Origin of the sequence: Nocardiopsis terrae (assembly GCF_014651695.1) — a bacterium.
Taxonomy (GTDB): domain Bacteria; phylum Actinomycetota; class Actinomycetes; order Streptosporangiales; family Streptosporangiaceae; genus Nocardiopsis; species Nocardiopsis terrae.
Genome location: NZ_BMXJ01000011.1, coordinates 46158 through 62459 on the forward strand (window position 1 = coordinate 46158; position 16302 = coordinate 62459).

The 16302-nt window shown below is 67.6% G+C and carries 17 protein-coding genes and 1 tRNA gene; 3 read left to right on the forward strand and 15 right to left on the reverse strand.

Annotation, left to right across the window (positions count from 1 at the left end):
* Nucleotides 1-67: 67 nt before the first annotated feature.
* Nucleotides 68-526, reverse strand: a complete 459-nt coding sequence (locus IE195_RS25060; RefSeq protein ID WP_191276133.1) for a DUF4442 domain-containing protein — start codon at nucleotides 524-526, stop codon at nucleotides 68-70.
* 137 nt (nucleotides 527-663) lie between these two features.
* Here IE195_RS25060 and IE195_RS25065 point away from each other — a divergent pair.
* Nucleotides 664-752 (forward strand) — tRNA-Ser (locus IE195_RS25065).
* A gap of 143 nt (nucleotides 753-895) precedes the next feature.
* Here IE195_RS25065 and IE195_RS25070 read toward each other — a convergent pair.
* The 10 genes from IE195_RS25070 to IE195_RS25115 form a co-directional block, all read right to left on the reverse strand.
* Nucleotides 896-2095, reverse strand: a complete 1200-nt coding sequence (locus tag IE195_RS25070; protein WP_191276041.1) for a tyrosine-type recombinase/integrase — start codon at nucleotides 2093-2095, stop codon at nucleotides 896-898.
* A 19-nt stretch (nucleotides 2096-2114) separates the two neighbouring features.
* A complete protein-coding gene (locus tag IE195_RS25075; protein WP_191276043.1) occupies nucleotides 2115-2324 on the reverse strand; it encodes a helix-turn-helix transcriptional regulator in 210 nt (69 codons plus the stop codon).
* Nucleotides 2321-4021: a replication initiator gene (locus IE195_RS25080; protein ID WP_191276045.1), complete on the reverse strand. Its 1701-nt coding sequence runs from the start codon at nucleotides 4019-4021 to the stop codon at nucleotides 2321-2323. Before IE195_RS25080 ends, IE195_RS25075 begins: the two co-directional genes overlap by 4 nt.
* A 232-nt stretch (nucleotides 4022-4253) precedes the next feature.
* The gene (locus tag IE195_RS25085) at nucleotides 4254-5684 is read right to left on the reverse strand and encodes an FtsK/SpoIIIE domain-containing protein (RefSeq protein WP_191276047.1); all 1431 of its coding nucleotides are present in this window, start codon (nucleotides 5682-5684) and stop codon (nucleotides 4254-4256) included.
* Nucleotides 5684-5944, reverse strand: a complete 261-nt coding sequence (locus IE195_RS25090) for a hypothetical protein (protein ID WP_191276049.1) — start codon at nucleotides 5942-5944, stop codon at nucleotides 5684-5686. Before IE195_RS25090 ends, IE195_RS25085 begins: the two co-directional genes overlap by 1 nt.
* 105 nt (nucleotides 5945-6049) lie before the next feature.
* Nucleotides 6050-6454: a plasmid replication, integration and excision activator gene (locus IE195_RS25095; protein WP_191276051.1), complete on the reverse strand. Its 405-nt coding sequence runs from the start codon at nucleotides 6452-6454 to the stop codon at nucleotides 6050-6052.
* A gap of 115 nt (nucleotides 6455-6569) precedes the next feature.
* On the reverse strand, nucleotides 6570-7313 hold the full coding sequence (locus IE195_RS25100; protein WP_191276054.1) for a GntR family transcriptional regulator: 744 nt from the start codon (nucleotides 7311-7313) through the stop codon (nucleotides 6570-6572).
* A gap of 206 nt (nucleotides 7314-7519) precedes the next feature.
* Complete coding sequence (locus IE195_RS25105) at nucleotides 7520-7951, reverse strand: hypothetical protein (RefSeq protein WP_191276056.1); 432 nt, start codon at nucleotides 7949-7951, stop codon at nucleotides 7520-7522.
* Nucleotides 7948-8190, reverse strand: a complete 243-nt coding sequence (locus IE195_RS25110; RefSeq protein WP_229826443.1) for a hypothetical protein — start codon at nucleotides 8188-8190, stop codon at nucleotides 7948-7950. Before IE195_RS25110 ends, IE195_RS25105 begins: the two co-directional genes overlap by 4 nt.
* Nucleotides 8191-8786: 596 nt before the next feature.
* Nucleotides 8787-9566 (reverse strand): GntR family transcriptional regulator, encoded by a 780-nt coding sequence (locus tag IE195_RS25115; RefSeq protein WP_191276058.1) that lies wholly within the window; start codon nucleotides 9564-9566, stop codon nucleotides 8787-8789.
* A gap of 24 nt (nucleotides 9567-9590) precedes the next feature.
* On the opposite strand from IE195_RS25115, the gene IE195_RS25120 reads away from it, so the two are divergent.
* Entirely contained in the window at nucleotides 9591-10052 is a 462-nt protein-coding gene (locus IE195_RS25120; RefSeq protein ID WP_225943749.1) for an NUDIX hydrolase, read from the forward strand.
* 10 nt (nucleotides 10053-10062) lie between these two features.
* On the opposite strand, the gene IE195_RS25125 is transcribed toward IE195_RS25120, so the two are convergent.
* A complete protein-coding gene (locus tag IE195_RS25125) occupies nucleotides 10063-10767 on the reverse strand; it encodes a TIGR02391 family protein (RefSeq protein ID WP_191276062.1) in 705 nt (234 codons plus the stop codon).
* 1330 nt (nucleotides 10768-12097) lie between these two features.
* Between IE195_RS25125 and IE195_RS25130 the strand changes: the two genes are divergently transcribed.
* Nucleotides 12098-12361, forward strand: a complete 264-nt coding sequence (locus IE195_RS25130) for a hypothetical protein (protein WP_191276064.1) — start codon at nucleotides 12098-12100, stop codon at nucleotides 12359-12361.
* Here IE195_RS25130 and IE195_RS25135 read toward each other — a convergent pair.
* The 3 genes from IE195_RS25135 to IE195_RS25145 all read right to left on the reverse strand — a co-directional run bounded on the left by IE195_RS25135 (nucleotide 12358) and on the right by IE195_RS25145 (nucleotide 16228).
* Nucleotides 12358-13275 carry a universal stress protein gene (locus tag IE195_RS25135; protein ID WP_191276066.1) on the reverse strand — a complete coding sequence of 306 codons (918 nt, stop codon included), beginning with the start codon at nucleotides 13273-13275 and terminating at the stop codon, nucleotides 12358-12360. The genes IE195_RS25130 and IE195_RS25135 overlap by 4 nt on opposite strands.
* Before the next feature lie 98 nt (nucleotides 13276-13373).
* Entirely contained in the window at nucleotides 13374-14300 is a 927-nt protein-coding gene (locus tag IE195_RS25140; RefSeq protein ID WP_191276069.1) for a universal stress protein, read from the reverse strand.
* Between the two features lie 89 nt (nucleotides 14301-14389).
* The gene (locus IE195_RS25145; protein WP_191276070.1) at nucleotides 14390-16228 is read right to left on the reverse strand and encodes a MinD/ParA family ATP-binding protein; all 1839 of its coding nucleotides are present in this window, start codon (nucleotides 16226-16228) and stop codon (nucleotides 14390-14392) included.
* Nucleotides 16229-16302: the final 74 nt, after the last annotated feature.

Here is a 16302-nt window from a genome sequence, read left to right on the forward strand (position 1 = left end):
GAACGCGCGAGGCCCCGGTCAGACGGGGCGGAAGGGGTGTCTGACCGGGGCCGGAACCGGGGGAGGGTTACTTCCTGTTGGGGCGCAGCGTCCACAGGACGGTCATCCGGCCGGTGACCGTGCCGTCGTCGGTGCGCAGCTCGATGTCGACGGGGAACTCGGGGCGCTTGCCCGCGTCGAGTTCGGCGACGACCTCGTCCCGGGTACGGCCCAGGGTGGCTTCGGCGGTGACGTCGCCCATCGCGAGCTTGAGGTAGCGGATCTCGGCGCTGACCGCGAGCGGAACGGCCCGCTCCAGCTGGTCACTGAAAGTGCCGACCACGATGGCGCCCGAGGCGGACTCGGCGAGCGTGAACATGGCCCCCGCGTGCGGGCCGCCCACGTGGTTGTGGTGGTCGGCGTTGTCGGGCAGCCGCATGACGGCACGCCCGTGGTCCAGGTCGCTGAAGGTCACGCCCAGCGTCCGTGCGAAGGGAACCGAGGCCAGGAACCCGGACTTGACCATCTCCGCCGTCTCGGCGTCCATTTTCTCCATACGCACAGGTTACTCACGAGTAACTGCCTGGCGCCACCCCGGCCCCTCCTCGGGGCGAACCCGGAACATCCCCGCGAACCCGCCCCCGCCGTGGGTTACCATGTCTGGCGGAGAGGCAGTCTCCTCCAGGAGGGTTCGCATAGCGGCCGAGTGCAGTGCTCTTGAAAAGCACCAAGTCCTTGACGGGGCTTCGTGGGTTCAAATCCCACACCCTCCGCAGAATCAGGAAGTTTTCCCAGGTGGGAGCCTTCCGAGAAACACGGCGAAGGCCGGTGGTCCCGGGCCGGTGCACATTCAGTGCACACGGTCCGCAGGCCACCGGCCTTCGGTGTATCCGGGGCTGCCCCCGTTGAGGAGGGGTCACGCGGCCAGCGCGGCGAGGCGGGCGACGTCCATCGCTTCTGCGACCTCGTCCAGGCGGTCCGGGAACAGGTGCCCGTAGCGGTCGAGGGTCATCGTGGCGGTGGCGTGGCCGAGCATCGACTGCACCACCTTCACGTCGGCCCCGGAGGCGATGGCGAGTGAGGCCGCTGTGTGACGGAGCTTGTGCGGAGTGAGACCCTTGCCCGCCAGACCGGCCGCCTTCACCGCGTTGCCGAACTCCCGGTAACGCCAGTTGCGGATGCGCAGCGGAGCACCCCGACGAGTCGTGAACACCAGTTCATCGGGAGCGCGCCCTTCCAGGAGCGGACGCAGTTCGGGCACCAGCGAGGGAGGAACGGGCACCGTGCGGGGCTTGCCCGTCTTCGGGGTCTGTTCGATGAGTTCGCCCTCCACCTCAGCGAAGGCCACCGCCACCCGCACCCGGCGCCGCTCCAGGTCCACACGTCCCACCCGCAGCGCGGCGGCTTCGTTGAACCGCAGGCCCGTGTAGGCCAGCAGGAGGATCAGCGCACGGTTGATCGGAGCAGTCGAGGCGATCTGCCCGTACTTGGTGCGCAGCCCGCCAGCGGCGTTGGCCAGAGCCTCCACCTGGACGTGGTCGAGGTAGACGTGTTCGGCTTCGGAGGGCTTGGGCAGCGGCACGCCCTTGGCCGGGTTGTAGGGGATACGCCGGGGCACGCACCAGCCGAGCACCATCGACAGCACGACGTGCGCGTGCCGGGTCTGCGAGGCCCCGAGGTTCGATCCGCCCTCGTCCCGCGGCTTCTGGAGCCGCGCCACCCACACGGCGATGTCCTCACCATGAATTGCCGAGAGCGGTTGGTCCCCCCAGCGCGGAAACACGTGGTTGTCGAGCACGGCCCGGTACTGCCACCAGGTGGACCGCTTGATGTCGGTGCGAGTGGTCAGCCACTTCTCGGCCATCTGCCCGAGGGTGACCTTCGCGGCCGAAGGGTCGCGGTAGGAGCCTTCGTGCAGGCTGTTCTCGATCTCGGTCTGCCGCTTCTCGGCATCCGGCTTCTTCTTGTAGGTGCCGGCGCTTTTGATCTTCCCGGAGGGGTCGTAGTAGCGGACCATCCACCGCGCGGGAGGGGTGCGCTTGGCGGTCTTGGCCTTGCGTACGGCTTCGGTGTACGCCTTGTCCTTGGTGCGGTCGTAGACCCAGGCACGGGCCATGATCAGTCTCCTTGGGGGGTTACCGGGTTCGGACCCAGGCATGGACCTCAGCGGGCACGTAGCGCACGTACCGGCCGATGCGGTGGGAGGGAGGCCCGTCGCCCTTGTATCGCCACTCGTAGAGCGTCTTGACGGGCACGCGGAGGTAGGCGGCCGTGTCCTTGACCGACCAGAGCCCTTCCTCAGCACGGGGTCGGGGCACGGTTGGAGTGGTGCCAGCGGTTCTCATGCGGCCCTCGTCTCGGTGGTTGCCAAAAGATCGTTCTGCCGTGCGGCGTCGAGCTGAGAACGGCGTTTGAGCGCTTCCCCCACGGCCCGCAGCAGGCGTTGTTCTCGGGGAGCCACGTCAGGGTCGGTGGGACGTGCGAGTTCCCAGACGAAGTCACTGGAGTTGACCGAGTTCAGGACCGGGGGACGAGGGTGTTCGTTGTCGCCCTGGTCCTCGTTGGCGGGGCCGCTATTAACGCCGTTAATCCCGAGCACCTCCAGGACCCAGGCCAGCCGGTCCGCTTTGTGGTCGGCCAGGGTCTTGCCGGACCACTTGCGTGAGACCAGGACGCGGCGGCCCGCGTACCCGAGGTGTTCGCGGCGGTGGGCTTTGGAGCGGCAGAACCCGGGACGCTGGCCAGCTTTGGGATCCTGGGGCTGGATGCCGTAGCGCAGCCAGTTCGAGCACCGGGGCGAGCACGGCTCAAAGCGCAGTGTTTCCATGAGCCGGTCCACGTGCTGTTCCTGCCGAGTCGTCTCGGCGGCGTGGCAGTCGGCGATGTCCTTGGTCAGGTATTTGGCCAGATAGCGCACGCACCGGGCGGCGTCCTCGGTGCCGACCACGACCCCCTTTGCGTCGACCTGCTTTCCGAAGCGGACCACGTGGAAGGGCTCCGGGTCCGGTTGGTCGTCGATGGCGTCCAGCGCCTCATCCCAGGTCGGGAGGACTTCCCCCGTGGTGGGGTCGAGGTAGGTGGCGGCGTCCGCATCCCACACCGGCAGGTGTTCGCCCTCGAAACGCACCGTGTCCGCGTGAGGCCACCACACCTGGTGGTAGGTCGCGGCGGCGATCTGGCGCAGTTCGGCCCGGGGCAGGGTGCCGCGTGTGGCCATGTGCAGGTGCGGAGCCAGACGGCGTTGGGGTTCGACGGAGGCGAAGTACTGGACGTCGAATCCGGCGACCCGGCGTAGGTTCTGCACGAACCGGTCGATGAGCTTGGAGAAGTGCAGCGTGTCCCGGACGGCCCGCCGGTAGTCATAGGTGGAGAAGTCCACCGGGGTGCCATCGGAGCGCACCCGCCCGTAGGAGTCCAGGGTGAGGGTCAGGAACAGGGAGGGTCGGAACACCTTCCCCGAGCCAGGGTCAGTGAACGCCCGCCCGACCGTCTTCCTCGTCATCGGTCGCTTGGGCAGACCCGGAACGTCCTGACGCCGTTTGGTGGAGCGCACCCGACGCGGACCCGACTCGGAGGAGGCCGAGCGGGTGACCGACCCTCGGAGCCCGGAGGCGGTGATCTCCTCGTCCAGGTCCGCGATCGCAGCGTCCAGCGCGGCGAGCTGTTCCGGAGCGGCGGCCCCGGTCGCGGCGAGCCGGTCGCGTTCAGCGGTGACCATGGCCCGCTGCTCGACCCACACCTGTTGCTGCTCGGTGGGCGGGTCGGGCTCCACCACGGGTTCGGCTTCCAGGTGCCAACCCTCCTCGCACTGCGAGCGGCGTAGGGACCGTTTCCTCTTTGCACAGGCCGGACAGCGTGATTCGAGCGTGGACCCGCACGGGACGTCGATCACCTCGGTGGCACCGGTCGCGATGTTCGTGCGTCGAAGAGAGACCGGCCGGATGCACACACCGTGGTCAGCGGCGACCTGTTCGGCCACCTCACGGGCCAGGGGTTGCGCGAGTCGTTCGGCCCGGGTTGTCTTACCGGTAGGAGTGGGCATCAGAGCCACCCCCACTGTGCCGAGGAGAAGAAGCAGGCATGCGTATCGTCGGAGTCGCGAACCTGGTGATGGCCCTCGTGTGGGTACCGATCGCGGTCTTTGCGCCGTACGAGGGGGACGGCTTGGTGCGGCAGGCTCAGATCTTTAACGCGGTGATCTTCTCCACGTTCACGGTCATATGGGCCAGACATGAGCTGGTCGCTTACCGTGCCCGGAACAGGAGCGGTCGACATCAGGCACCTTCTTCCGTCGCAGAGGAAGCGGTCCCGTAGCGACCAGCCATGGCGGTGATGTCGTCATCGGAGACGAACGCGGCCCGCACCCGGACCGGAGAGGGTGAGGTCTCCAGGCGGACGTAGGCCACCCCGGGAAGGGTGGGATCGATCAGGTGCGCCTCAGCCCCGCGTTCCCGGGCGCCCTCCCCCAGGGCCATGTCCACCTGGGACGCCTCATCAAGGCGCAGGGCTATCTTGTCCGGGAAGAGGTTGCGCAGGTTCATCACCTCCTTGCGCGGGTCCTGGAGTGCGGCCAGGACGCAGAAGCCGACCGAGCGGCCTTGTGAGGTCAGGGTGGCGATGGCGTTCTCCGACCTTTTCCGCACGTCCCGGTCCGGGTGGTAGGCGGTCAGGAACGCGACCTCGTCCAGAACCACGACCACGAACGGATCAGCCGTAGTGGGGGTGTGCGAGCGCTGCTTACCCGCATACCGTTCGGCTCGTTCCTGCATCTGGGCCACGGCGTGTTCGAGGAGTTCCACCGCGGATTCGCCGGTGTCCGCGTACCGAGCGAAGAGGTCGCGCCCGTAGGCGAGTTCCATGCGTTTGGGGTCAATCCCCCATACCTGTGCCGTCCCGTCCGCGATGGCGGGGAGCATGGACCGGATGGCCGACCAGAGCACCGACCCCTTCCCCGCCCCGGTGACGCCGACGATCAGGACGTGGGTTCCGTGCAGGCGGAGTTTCCACGGGGTGCCGTCCTCGCGCTTGCCAACCGACAGCGCTGACAGGTCCGGGGCTTCAGGGATGGGGAGGGCATCGAGGGGTTCGGCCAAGGTGTCGTGTCGGGGAAACTCCAACGTGATGGCACGCGGCCCGTTCACGGTGACCCGGCAGGAGGGTGCGGCGAACCCGTGCGCCAGCTCCACCACCCGGTGCTCAAAGTCCGAGGGAGCAGTTCCGGCCACGAGGGAGACACGGACGTAGTCGGCTCGGGCGTTACAGGTGACCCGTCGGATGCGGGGCAGGTAGCGGCGTTCCTGGTAGGACTCGGCCAACCCGGAAATGACCAACACGGGTTGCCAGTGACGCCGGTAGACGACCAGGTGTCGCCACCAGGCCAGCAGACGCCAACTCACGCAGTACCGGTAGGAGTGCGGCCAGGTCCGCCACCACACCAGGGAGGCCACCGAGAGCCCACCAGCGAGCGCGGCCAGTCCGGGCCAGGACAGGTACCACCAACAGGCCACCACGGCCGTGGTCGAGGCGACCATGACGGGGAAGCGGAACGGCAGCAGCACCAGCAGCCGCACGAGCCGGTAGATCCAGGAGGCCAGGACGACGATGCCGGGGGTCTCCACGATCGGAGTCGTCCACCGCACCCCCTGGGCCGGGGTGGGCAGGGTCGGAGAGGACTGGGCGGCCCCCACCTTGGGTTGGCGCACCATCACTCACCACCGCCGTTCAGAGCCTCGTTGGCGGCGACCTCGGCCCAGAGCAGGTCGGAGTCAGCACGAGCACACGCGGCGAACCGGGCTGCGTCGGGGTTGCCGTCCCGCTCAGCGATAACAGCGAAGATGCGGGATTTGAAGTCGAAGAACTCCGCCCGCTCCGCCTTGGTGGTGCGGGGCTTGTCGTACTCGGCCAGGAACACCCGTACCAGCTCGGGGCCGGACAGGGCGGACAGGTCTTCGGGATTCTGGGACATACTGGGGGCACCTCTTCACGAAGCTTTCGCAGGGTTCGAGTGGGGGTTAAGGGGCGGCTAGGTGCGCCAACACCAGGCCGCCCCGCTTTATGTGTCAGGAAGCGGTCAGGCCGCTTCCTTGGCCGGAGCACGACGACCACCAGCGGTACCGGGGGCCTTCACACCCCGAGCCCGCAGCGAGTACGCCACCCTGGGGCGGCGGCCGGAGTCGTCGACGTAGGGCATGACCGCCATCGCTTCGAACTCGATCGGGCGGAACGGCAGCCCCGGAACCTCGTCCGGCAGGGTCGGGCACACGTTCGCGGCGACCTTGACCTTCACCGACTTCGCCTTGCCCCGCGCTTCGGGGTCGGCGTCGATCACGTCCACCGCCCACAACGGCAACCCGGTGTCCTTGTCCATCTGCGGACGCTTGGTCTCAAAGTCGGTGATCGCTTCCACCCCGAGCGCGAACGCACCGTGCGGGAAGACCGTGCCGAAGGAGACCGGCAACGCACCCTGAATAGCCATCTGATCAGCCTCTCAGTTGATGTCCACTCAACCACTTGTTCGGTCAAGTGAATGTCAGAATAGCCCGCCTTACTCGTCCGGACAAGTGGATAAGAAGGCAGGCAAGCTGTGGCGGTTACACCGCCGGGTAGGAGTCTTCCAGTTCGTGCAGGTCACCGGGCAGGACGATCTCAGCGACGGAGATGATGCGATCGGAGGCGTCCAGTATCCGCGCGGTGATGCCCAGAACGGGCGTCGCCTCGTCCAGCTCCAGAATCTCGCGCTCTTGACCGGTGGCCGCTCGGGCGCACAGGCGTTCCACGACGCGAGCGGGACGAAGCTGCTTGACCATCTGCACGTGTTCGCGCGCCCCAATGCTGATCGTCGCCTCAGATCCGAGGTCGGTTCCCTCTGCCACGTCCAGGGGGAACCAGAGAGTGACCAGCTCACTCGGCCCACCATCGGCGTCCAGGACCAGGCGGCGGCGCGTCACCGCTGGAGACTCAGCGGGCACGTCCAGGGTCTCGGCCAGAGAGGCGGGGACAGGAGCGCGGCCAGCGGTGAGGATCCGGTTGTTCCTGGCCTCTTCGGAGGCGTCGAAGGCACTGGCTCCGGCATGGGAGCGCTCAGAGGCCTGCTGAGGGACGCCGCGCACGAACGACCCGCGTCCGTGTTCGCGTTCGATCCAGCCCTGCATACTCAGGATTTGCAGCGCCCGTACGACCGTGGAGCGTCCGGCCCCGAACTCGCGGACCATTCGGGACTCGGAGGGAAGCATCTCCCCCACGGGATAGGTCCCGTCTTCGATGCGCTCTTGGATCGCCCGCACGATCTGTACGTACTTGGGCGGAGCGAACTCCAGACTCGACATGATGTCCACCTGGTGACTCTAGTACTCGTGTGATCGAGTAGCTTACTCGCGTTGCATGGCCCTGTCAGCAGGTGGGGGCACATTTGAACCCCGCACGGCGACCGGGAGAGGGCGGGAAGCGCAACCGGAGCAGGTGCGCACATCGCCGGAGGAGGAGAGCCCGCGTGCCCTGGCCTCCGTGGTCTCGGGCGAGACGTCAGGGCACGCGGGGGTATCTAGAACGGTCGCCAGTTCGCGGCCCGTTCCACGACGTAGACGCTCAGGTTCTCCACCGTGGCACCGCACAGGGCACGGCGTTCGCCCTCGACCAGGGCAGCGGCCACCAGACCCACGTCATGCCGGGCGGCGACCTCACCCGAGGTCAGTACAGGAGGGGTGACCGTGCGGACGTGGTTGCACACCGCACCGTCCACCACGTGGGACAGGCCCACGACGTAGGACAGCCGCAGCCGGCGCCGGGCGACCTGGGGCGGCAGCTCGCACCGCAGGCGTTGGACCACCGGTTTCCCGTCAGGGCCGGTGCCCACGGTTTCGTAGGTGATGGACAGCCAGTCCTCGCAGGCCACCCGCACACGCACACCGTGGGCGCGAGACCAGGCGTAGAACGCGGCACGGTCCGCCGGAGGTGAGGTGTGTTCGCCACTCATGAGCGCACCGCCCCGACCGCGATGGCCGTGCGCACCAGGTCGCGCAACTCAGCCATGTCATCGACTGCCGGGGGCGGAGCCGAGATCTGTTCGAGCAGACGCAGGCCCCGCCTGTCCCGTTCGATCCGATGCGCAGTGCGCTTGTGCTCGAAGTGCACGTAGGGGCCGCGCAGGAGGTTGTAGGCACGGGGGTCGCCACTGTCCATCACGATCGGTTCCGGCGCGGTCCACAGTTCCACCCGCGCAGGCGGGGGCAGGTGCACCGTCCGAGGTCCGTTCCGGTGATGCCTCCCCCGTGGTTTGGGTCGTATCAGAGTCACCAGAGCCCGAATCAGGGCGATAAGGTCGCTCACGTCAGCCTGCTTTCTCAGGTTGGCCGCGCCCCCGGACGCCTTGCCCGCGTCGCGGGGGTCACTTGTCGACAAGCCGCCTTGCAGCGTGGCGAAGGATCAGCCACGTGCGGCTTGAGTGGTTCTCAGGAGTGCGTTCCGGTCCCCCGACATGCGGTGCAGGGCTCGATGCGCATCGCCGACTGCTGGGCTCCGGCGGAGCGCACGACCACGAGTCGCCGTGAGCGGACGGTCTTGTGCCCCCGCCCTCGACAGGACTTGCACCTCTTCGAGGCTGTGACTGCATCCACCAAGCACGCTCCCGTGAACCGGAGGCACCCGCACCGCTTGAGCAGAGAGGCACCGCGCATCCAAGATTCAACCCATATGCATGAGAACAACCCATGCACTCATGTATATGAGTAGTGCCATAAGGGTGCCTCACTCATGTACATGAGTCAACCCTGTTCGGTGAAGTCCCTGATCAGCTTCACCGGCCGCCTACGTCAGTCGGTGGCCGGAATCCTGTAGTCGAGCACGAACTGATCAGCGGCCATGATCGTGTCGCACACCTCCACCACGCGCCCAGCCTCCGTCACAGCGTTTCGGGTCAGGTGGATCACCGGAGCGCCGGGGCTCAGCGCGAGTGCACTCGACTCCTGTTTGGTGGCCAGCCGAGCCCGGACAGTCTCGGTGTACTCCGCGAACTCGTGCCCGTGTTCCTCCAGACGGGCGTAGATGCCACCACCACCGGGGTTCTCCTCGAAGAGTTCGGGGATGTCCCGCGCTACGTCCCACGGGAGGTAAGACGTGGCTTCCTCGGTGGGTGTGCCATCGGAGAAGTAGAGCCGTCGACGAGCGAGCACCTTGTCTCCCTCATTCACGCCCAGGCGCTCAGCGATACCAGCAGGAGCGAGAACGGGACCGATGGAGATCACCTGGACGGTGGGCTTGACCCCGGCCTGTTCGGTCTCCGCGATGTAGGCGGCTTTGCCCGCACGACGGTGTGAACGCCGGAAGCGGTCGGAGGACTTGCGGGTCACCGGAGGACGCGACTTCACGAAGGAGCCCTTGCCCTGGTGGGTCTCCACGAGTCCGATAGCCCGGAGTTGAGCAACCGCCTTGCGAACGGTGCCCGAAGAAACGCCGTAGCGCTCTATCAGTGCGGTCTCACTCGGAATCTCCTCAGCAGGGGCCAGGGCCCCGCCCTTGATCTGCTCTTCGATGTCGTCCGCGATCTGGAGATACCGGGGCTTCGCAGACCGCGCCCCTACAGTGCTCGCCATAGTCCTTCTATGCCTCCTATGCTCATGTACATGAGTAACAGCACCGGAGACAAACCGTCAACGCCGCTGCACTCCGTGTCCGTCGCAGGAGCGGTCATCCGTGAAGACGGGCGGATGCTGGTGATCAAGCGCAGGGACAACGGCAATTGGGAGCCGCCCGGCGGAGTGCTGGAGTTGGACGAGACTCCGGAAGAGGGTGTTGTCCGGGAGGTCCTAGAGGAGACCGGCATCCACGTCGAGGTGGAGCAGCTCACGGGCGTCTACAAGAACATGACCCGCGGAATCGTCGCTTTGGTCTTCCGCTGCAAGCCATCAAGTGGGGTTGAGATCATCACTTCCGAGTCCACGGCTATCGAATGGATTACACCTGATCAGGCAGCAGACCGAATGACCGAATCCTACGCTATCCGCCTACTGGACGCAGAAATAGATAATAAAACTCACGTGAGATTTCACAATGGAAGGCATTTGAATAAAAGAATATGAAAAAATTAAATCAATCAACAGACTCAAGCTGAGATTCAGAAACCCACCTAGCAAAGACACTAAAAGAAGACAGGTACTCCATGGCCTCCTGCTCTCCCCAGTTAGTAAATTCTTTATGCGAAGCAGGGTTTCGAATGGCCTTGAAGCAACCGACGCCGTAAAACTTAACCCCCTCCTGAAGACTTCTCCAAGTAGGATCGGAACGATCTCCCGGCATCCACAAACGCGACTTCCCAGGCTCGGCAGGCTTTATATCAAATACTTGCATCACCAAATCCGACTCTGAAATGTCATTCCTTTTGGACTTTTGCTGTATTCTCGCATTAATAGAACGCGCGGCAGCATTAACCGCCTCCTGGTACGCCGCTGCGAGCCAAAGCTGTTCAGCAGCTCTCCAGACCCAATCATGAAGGTGGCTGGCGCTTGCCACAGGACCCTCTGGAGCGAGGGCACTTTCCATTTCCCCAAAATTATCGCATATTCCCTTAACCCCAAGAACCTGATCCCTTAGGTTCCTCCAGTAATCCACAACATTAATAAACTCACCCCTATCAACCGGCACCATTCCACAAGCCTTAACAATTCTAAGAACTACCATTTCACGATGAAGGAGACCTATCTCGGCCATCCGCCAAAGCCCGCCAGAGTAATCTATTTTTTGGTCATCGACTACAACGTTTGCCTCTACAATAAATCGCTCAAGCTGTTGTGCCATCCATGAATAATCCAAAATCGAACCTCTCTTCTTTGCCGAGTTTATCTATATGGAATCAAGGCGACGGTGCAAGCGCCGTTGCAGCGGCCTCCGGCCGCCGCTCGGGCTGCGGGCTGCCGCCCGGTCCCTCGCACGGCCGACGGCCGTACTACTTGGCATCATGACGCGGCCTGCAGACGAACGGTTGCCGTTCAAACGAAATCGGTTGATGACGTGCGCAGATCCCGAGGCACCCGGTAGCGGAATGCGACCGTCATGGGTGACCGTCACCAGCGCTACCGGGCACCTCGGCCCAATTCCGTGGTTACTGCATGCGGTACATCCCGGCTAGAGCTACGTGCCTCAGGTCAGGAGCTCCAGCCGGATGGTTTCCCCCTACGAGCCGCCGCATCCGATGACCACCGACCCAGCCCGTACCCAGCGGCCCCAGCCACCTCTGGTCAGGTCGTTGACGTGTGCCCGAAGGCGGCTACCGTCCTTGAGGAGGCCATCGCACTCAGAGCAGAAACTGGGCCCGGTTCCACTCCCCACGGGCCTTCCACCACCCGGAGTGCACCGCAGTGGCTCAGGAACCTGCCGTTCGACCTGCACGCACAAGTCAATAGCCTGACGGGCACCTCGGCAGTCCAGCCTTACCTTCACATGTCTCGGGGACATAGTCCCTCCCCTTCCGAGCGCGGGCCGAAGCAACACAGCTGCGGCTCGTAGACCACTGCTCAGTACTTCTGGCACAGGGTCAACCGCTCTACCCAGGACCGTACCGAGCAGGTGTGACAATCTGTGCTCTGTTCACATAACAGGGACAGAGCTGTGCCACACACGTGCCACACAGGGCGGGCAGCAACGGGGAACTACGGGGAATCTCGGGGAGACCGGCCACGTCATCGCAGGTAAGCGAGTTTCGAGGTCAGGCATCGGAGGCGTTCTCGGCTTCCCAATCTGAAAGCTTTGCTGACACTCGTGCGCGCCCTCAAAACAGCAGGAGCTGCACCCCCAGCGATGCACATTCAGTGCACATAGCTCCGAGAGGGCTCCGGAAGCGCTGGGAAGCCCTCGGAACATCAGCGCAGGTCACAAAGCCATTCGTCGCTTTGTCGACAGGTCGTTAGGGTCCCCCGGTGCAACGGGGCTTCGTGGGTTCAAATCCCACACCCTCCGCGGTAGAGGTACACGTCGAAGGCCGCCCACGGGATTCGTGGGCGGCCTTCGGTGTCTCCAGGGACCCGCCACGCGCCCGTGTGCGGGAGCCAGCCTGGCACCGGCGGCAGGAGGCCCCTCCGGTTAGCCTGGACCGCCCTGGAACCCAACACAGAGCGGACGCCCCCACCGCATGGCCCCGGCCTCCCCCAGTCCCCCTCGACCCTGGTGCCTGGTCGTCAGCGCCGCCGTCACCGTGCTCGGCGCCCTCTGGCTCGTCTACGGACGGAACCTCAGCGGATGGTGGGCGTTCGGCGCCTGGGACCTCTTCGTCACCTGGCTGCTCTGTCTGCTCCTGGCCGCCTGCGCCTACGTGCAGGGGCGGGTCCTGTACTTCCAGGACCGAAAGGACACAGGGGGGCGGGCCCGGCGGGCCCGCCCCCCTGATCCGCGCTAGTCGTCCTCGTCGGCGTGCCTGGGGAGCACCACCACCGGGACCTTCGACCGGTGCAGCACCCCCTGGCTCACCGAACCCAGCAGCAGGCCCCGCACGGTGCCCCTGCCCCGGGAACCCACGACGACGGCGTCCGCCTCGGCCGAGGCCTCCAGAAGGGCGTCCACCGGGTTGGACTGGGTCCGTACGACGGAGACCTCGACGTTGGTGTCCTCGCGCTGGTCGTCCATGACGTCCGCCAGCAGCTCCGCGACCAAATGCTCGGACTGCTGATCGAACAGGGTCTCCTGCGGCTGGTAACCCGCGGCGGCCATCGCAAGCGGGTCGTACGGGTACGGCACCTCCCAGCTGTTGACCACCACGACCTCGCCCTCGGTCTCCGCGGCCATGTCCACGGCCAGCCCCAGGGCGCGTCGGGAGTTCCTGGAGGCGTCCACTCCGACGACGATCCGGTCCAGCTTGGTGGTGGCCGGTTTGCCGCTGTCGTCGGACGGGACCACCACGACCGGGCACGGAGCCTGGGCCCCCACCCGAACGCTGACGGAGCCCACGAACATCGACGCGACGGCGCCCAGGCCCCGGGTGCCCAGCACGATCAGGTCGCCGGGATGGCTCTGCCGGATCAGCGCCAGAGGTGCTTCCTCCAGCGCGGTCACCGACTCGATCTCCACCTCCGGCCGGACGCTGCGGGCGTGTTCGACGGCGTTGGCGAGAACGGCGGTGGCCTGGCCCGACATCTCCTCGGACGGCTCGAACCGGGACGGTCCCCCGTAGGCGGACACGATCAGCGGCATACCCAGAGCGTGCACGATGTGCAGCGGGACGCCGCGGCGCGCGGCCTCCGCCGCCGCCCACTCCAGGGCCGCCCCGGAGTGGTCCGATCCGTCCGTTCCCACTACCACTTTGCTGTTTGCCATGGTTCCCCCTTTAGGCGCTGCCCACCATCCTCACCGAGTACAGCAGGATCATGCGGGACCGGCACAGGGCAGAAAGCCCTTCGAACGTGCGCCCCTGGTCATCGGTCTGTCTCGTCGGAGTGCGGAGGCAGCACCGCGACCGGGCCCCGTGCGTCGTGCAGCACCCCCTGGCTGGTCGACCCCAGCACCAGCCCCCGGACGCCGCCGCGCCCCCGGGAGCCCACCACGATCAGGTCGGCGTCCTCCCCCGCCCTGAGCAGGGCCTGCGCCGGGTCGGCCTGCATCCGGACGGCGGTGATGTCCAGGGCCTCGGTCCGGTCGTCGACCACCTCGGCCAACACCCCGGCGACGATCTCCTCCGACTGGCGGTCGAACACCTCCTCGTGCAGTGACTGGGCGTCTGCGGCCAGCGACGCCGAATCCTCCGGCAGCGGCACCTCCCAGCTGTTGACCACCACCACCGACGAATCCGTGACCAGCGCGTGGTCCAGGGCGAAACGCAGGGCCCTCCGGGAGGAGTCGGAGCCGTCCACACCGACGACCACCTTCCCCCTGTGCCGGTCCCGCCCGTCCGGTTCGGGCACCACGACCACCGGGCAGGGCGCGTGTGCGGAGGTCCGCACGCTCACCGAGCCGAGCACGATCGCCCGGACCGCCCCCAGCCCGCGCGAGCCGACGACGATGACGTCCCCGTGCCCGGCCTCGTTGAGCAGGACCTCCGGTGCGTCCTCCACTCCCAGCACGGTCGCCACGTCCAGGTCCGGACGGGCCCCGCGGGCGTACTCGGCGCTCTCGGCGAGCAGTGCCTGCCCGGCCTCCCGGACCGCCTCGACGGCGCTGTGCCGCTCCACCCCGCCGGCGCCGGGGAGGGTCCCCACCACCGTCGGCACCCCGAGACCGTGCACGATCCTGAGCTGTTCCCGGCGCCTGGCGGCGGCCTCCGCCGCCCAGACCAGGGCCTCGTGGGCGGCGGGTGAACCGTCCACCCCCACGATGACCGCCGGCGGGCGTTCCTGTGCGTTCATGTCCACCTCTTCCACTCCCCTCCATTCTCGGGACCGTGCGGTGGGAAACCACCGAGGGGGCGGTCCGCGCGTTGTCGGGGCCCCACCGGTCACGGTTGGCGGGCGAAGGCCTCCCCCACGCTCGCGGCCAACTGGAGGTAGGCGTCCTTGGTGGCGGGGGCGAGCTGCTCCAGGTCCACTTCGGCTCCCTCCTCCAGGTGCCCGTCCCAGGGGACCCGAACCACGGACCGGCACCTCCCGGCGAAGTGCTCCTCGAGCCGGTTCAGGTCGACGCTGCTCTTGCTGTTGGAGCGCACCATGGAGAGCACCACGGCCGCGCCCCGGACCAGGTCCCCGTGCCCGTGGGCCTCCAGCCAGTCGAGGGTCGCGCTGGCGCTGCGGGCGCCGTCCACGGAGGCCGAGCTCACCAGCACCACCTGGTCGGCGAGGCCGAGCACCCCGCGCATGGCCGCGTGCAGGAGCCCCGTCCCGCAGTCGGTGATGCAGATGGAGTAGAAGTGCTCGACGATCCGGGCCACCTCGCGGTAGTCGGCGTCGCTGAAGGCCTCCGAGACCGCCGGGTCGCGGTCGGAGGCGAGGATCTCCAGGCGGCTGGGCGCCTGGGAGGTGAACCCGCGGATGTCGGCGTAGCGGGAGACCAGGTGGCGTTCGTTGAGCAGGTCCCGGATGGTGGCCGCGGTCTCCAGGCGCACCTTGTCCGAGAGCGTGCCCCGGTCGGGGTTGGCGTCGACCGCGAGTACCCGGTCACCGCGCAGGGAGGCCAGGGTGGAGCCCAGGGCGACCGTGGTGGTGGTTTTGCCGACCCCGCCCTTGAGGCTGAGCACGGCCACCCGGTGGTGCCCCGTGGCGACCGGGGTACAGGCCCGGGCGACGAGCTCCCGCTGGCGCAGCACCCGCGGGGACTCACCCGGGTTGATCAGGCCGAGGCTGGCGGTGTGCACGGCCCTGCGCCACCCCCCGCCGGGGCCCTGGCGGCGGTTGCGGACCAGGGTGGCGGCGTTGAGCGAGTCGGAGGTCTCCCCGTGGTTCGGGTCCTGGCGGCGGGCGGGGGCCTGCCCCGGACCGGCCCACGGTGCGGGGTCCGGCCCGGGGTCGCGCGGTCCGGTCAGGGACGGCGGCGGGCTCGGCCGGGAGGACGGCGGTTCGGTCCGTTCGGCCGTGGCCGGTTCCGGGGCCGGAGCGTTCACGGGGGTGTTCCGGAACCCGGATGCGTCGGGGGCCCCTGCGCCCGTGCCCCCCGGCGCGACCCCGCGCCAGGGGGTGGCCTCCGGTCCCGGGCGTTCGGGGCCCGGTTCTCCGAGGGCCGGCCTCTCGGGTCCCGGGTGTTCGGTCTCCAGCGGGGGCAGTTGTTCGGGTTCGGGGACGTCCGGGTCGCTGCGCAGCTTCCGGGGCCCCAGGGGGTCCTGTTCACCGCGGTCCGCTCCTCCGGGGCGGGCGGGCCGAACCGGCCTGCCGTCCCGCCACGGAACGGCGGGCCGGTTCGGACGGTTCCGGACGCCCGGCATCAGCCGGAGCGTGCTGCTCCGCGTCTCCTCGGGGTCGTCCGGGGCCTCCTCGCCGGCCTGTTCGTCCCCGGCCTCCTCCGCACCGTCCCCGGCGGCCTCCGTGGCCTCGGGGACCTCGGGGTCCTCCGGGGCTTCGGGGTCCTCCTCGGGCGCGGGCGCCGGGAAAGCGGCCCCCGGCGACGGGGGCGGGGCGTCCTCCGGCAGCCGGGCGTAGGGGGGCGGGGGCGGAGCCGCGCCCTCGAACCCGCCGAACCACTGTTCCCTGGGGCTGGGCGAGGACACGGCCGGGTCCGGGACGGCCCCGGCCGACGGCTCACCGGGCCCCTCCGGGGCGTCCGTGTCGTCCGTCCGCCGCCAGATCGGCTCCGTGCGCTCGTGCGGCTCCGGCTCGGCGCCTGACCCGTTCTGCTCGTGCTGTGCCACCGGGGCTCTCCTGCGTCAAGGGGGTCTGCTGTGGAGGAAGGGCCCTCCCGTAGGGGAGCGTCGGGTACGGCCCT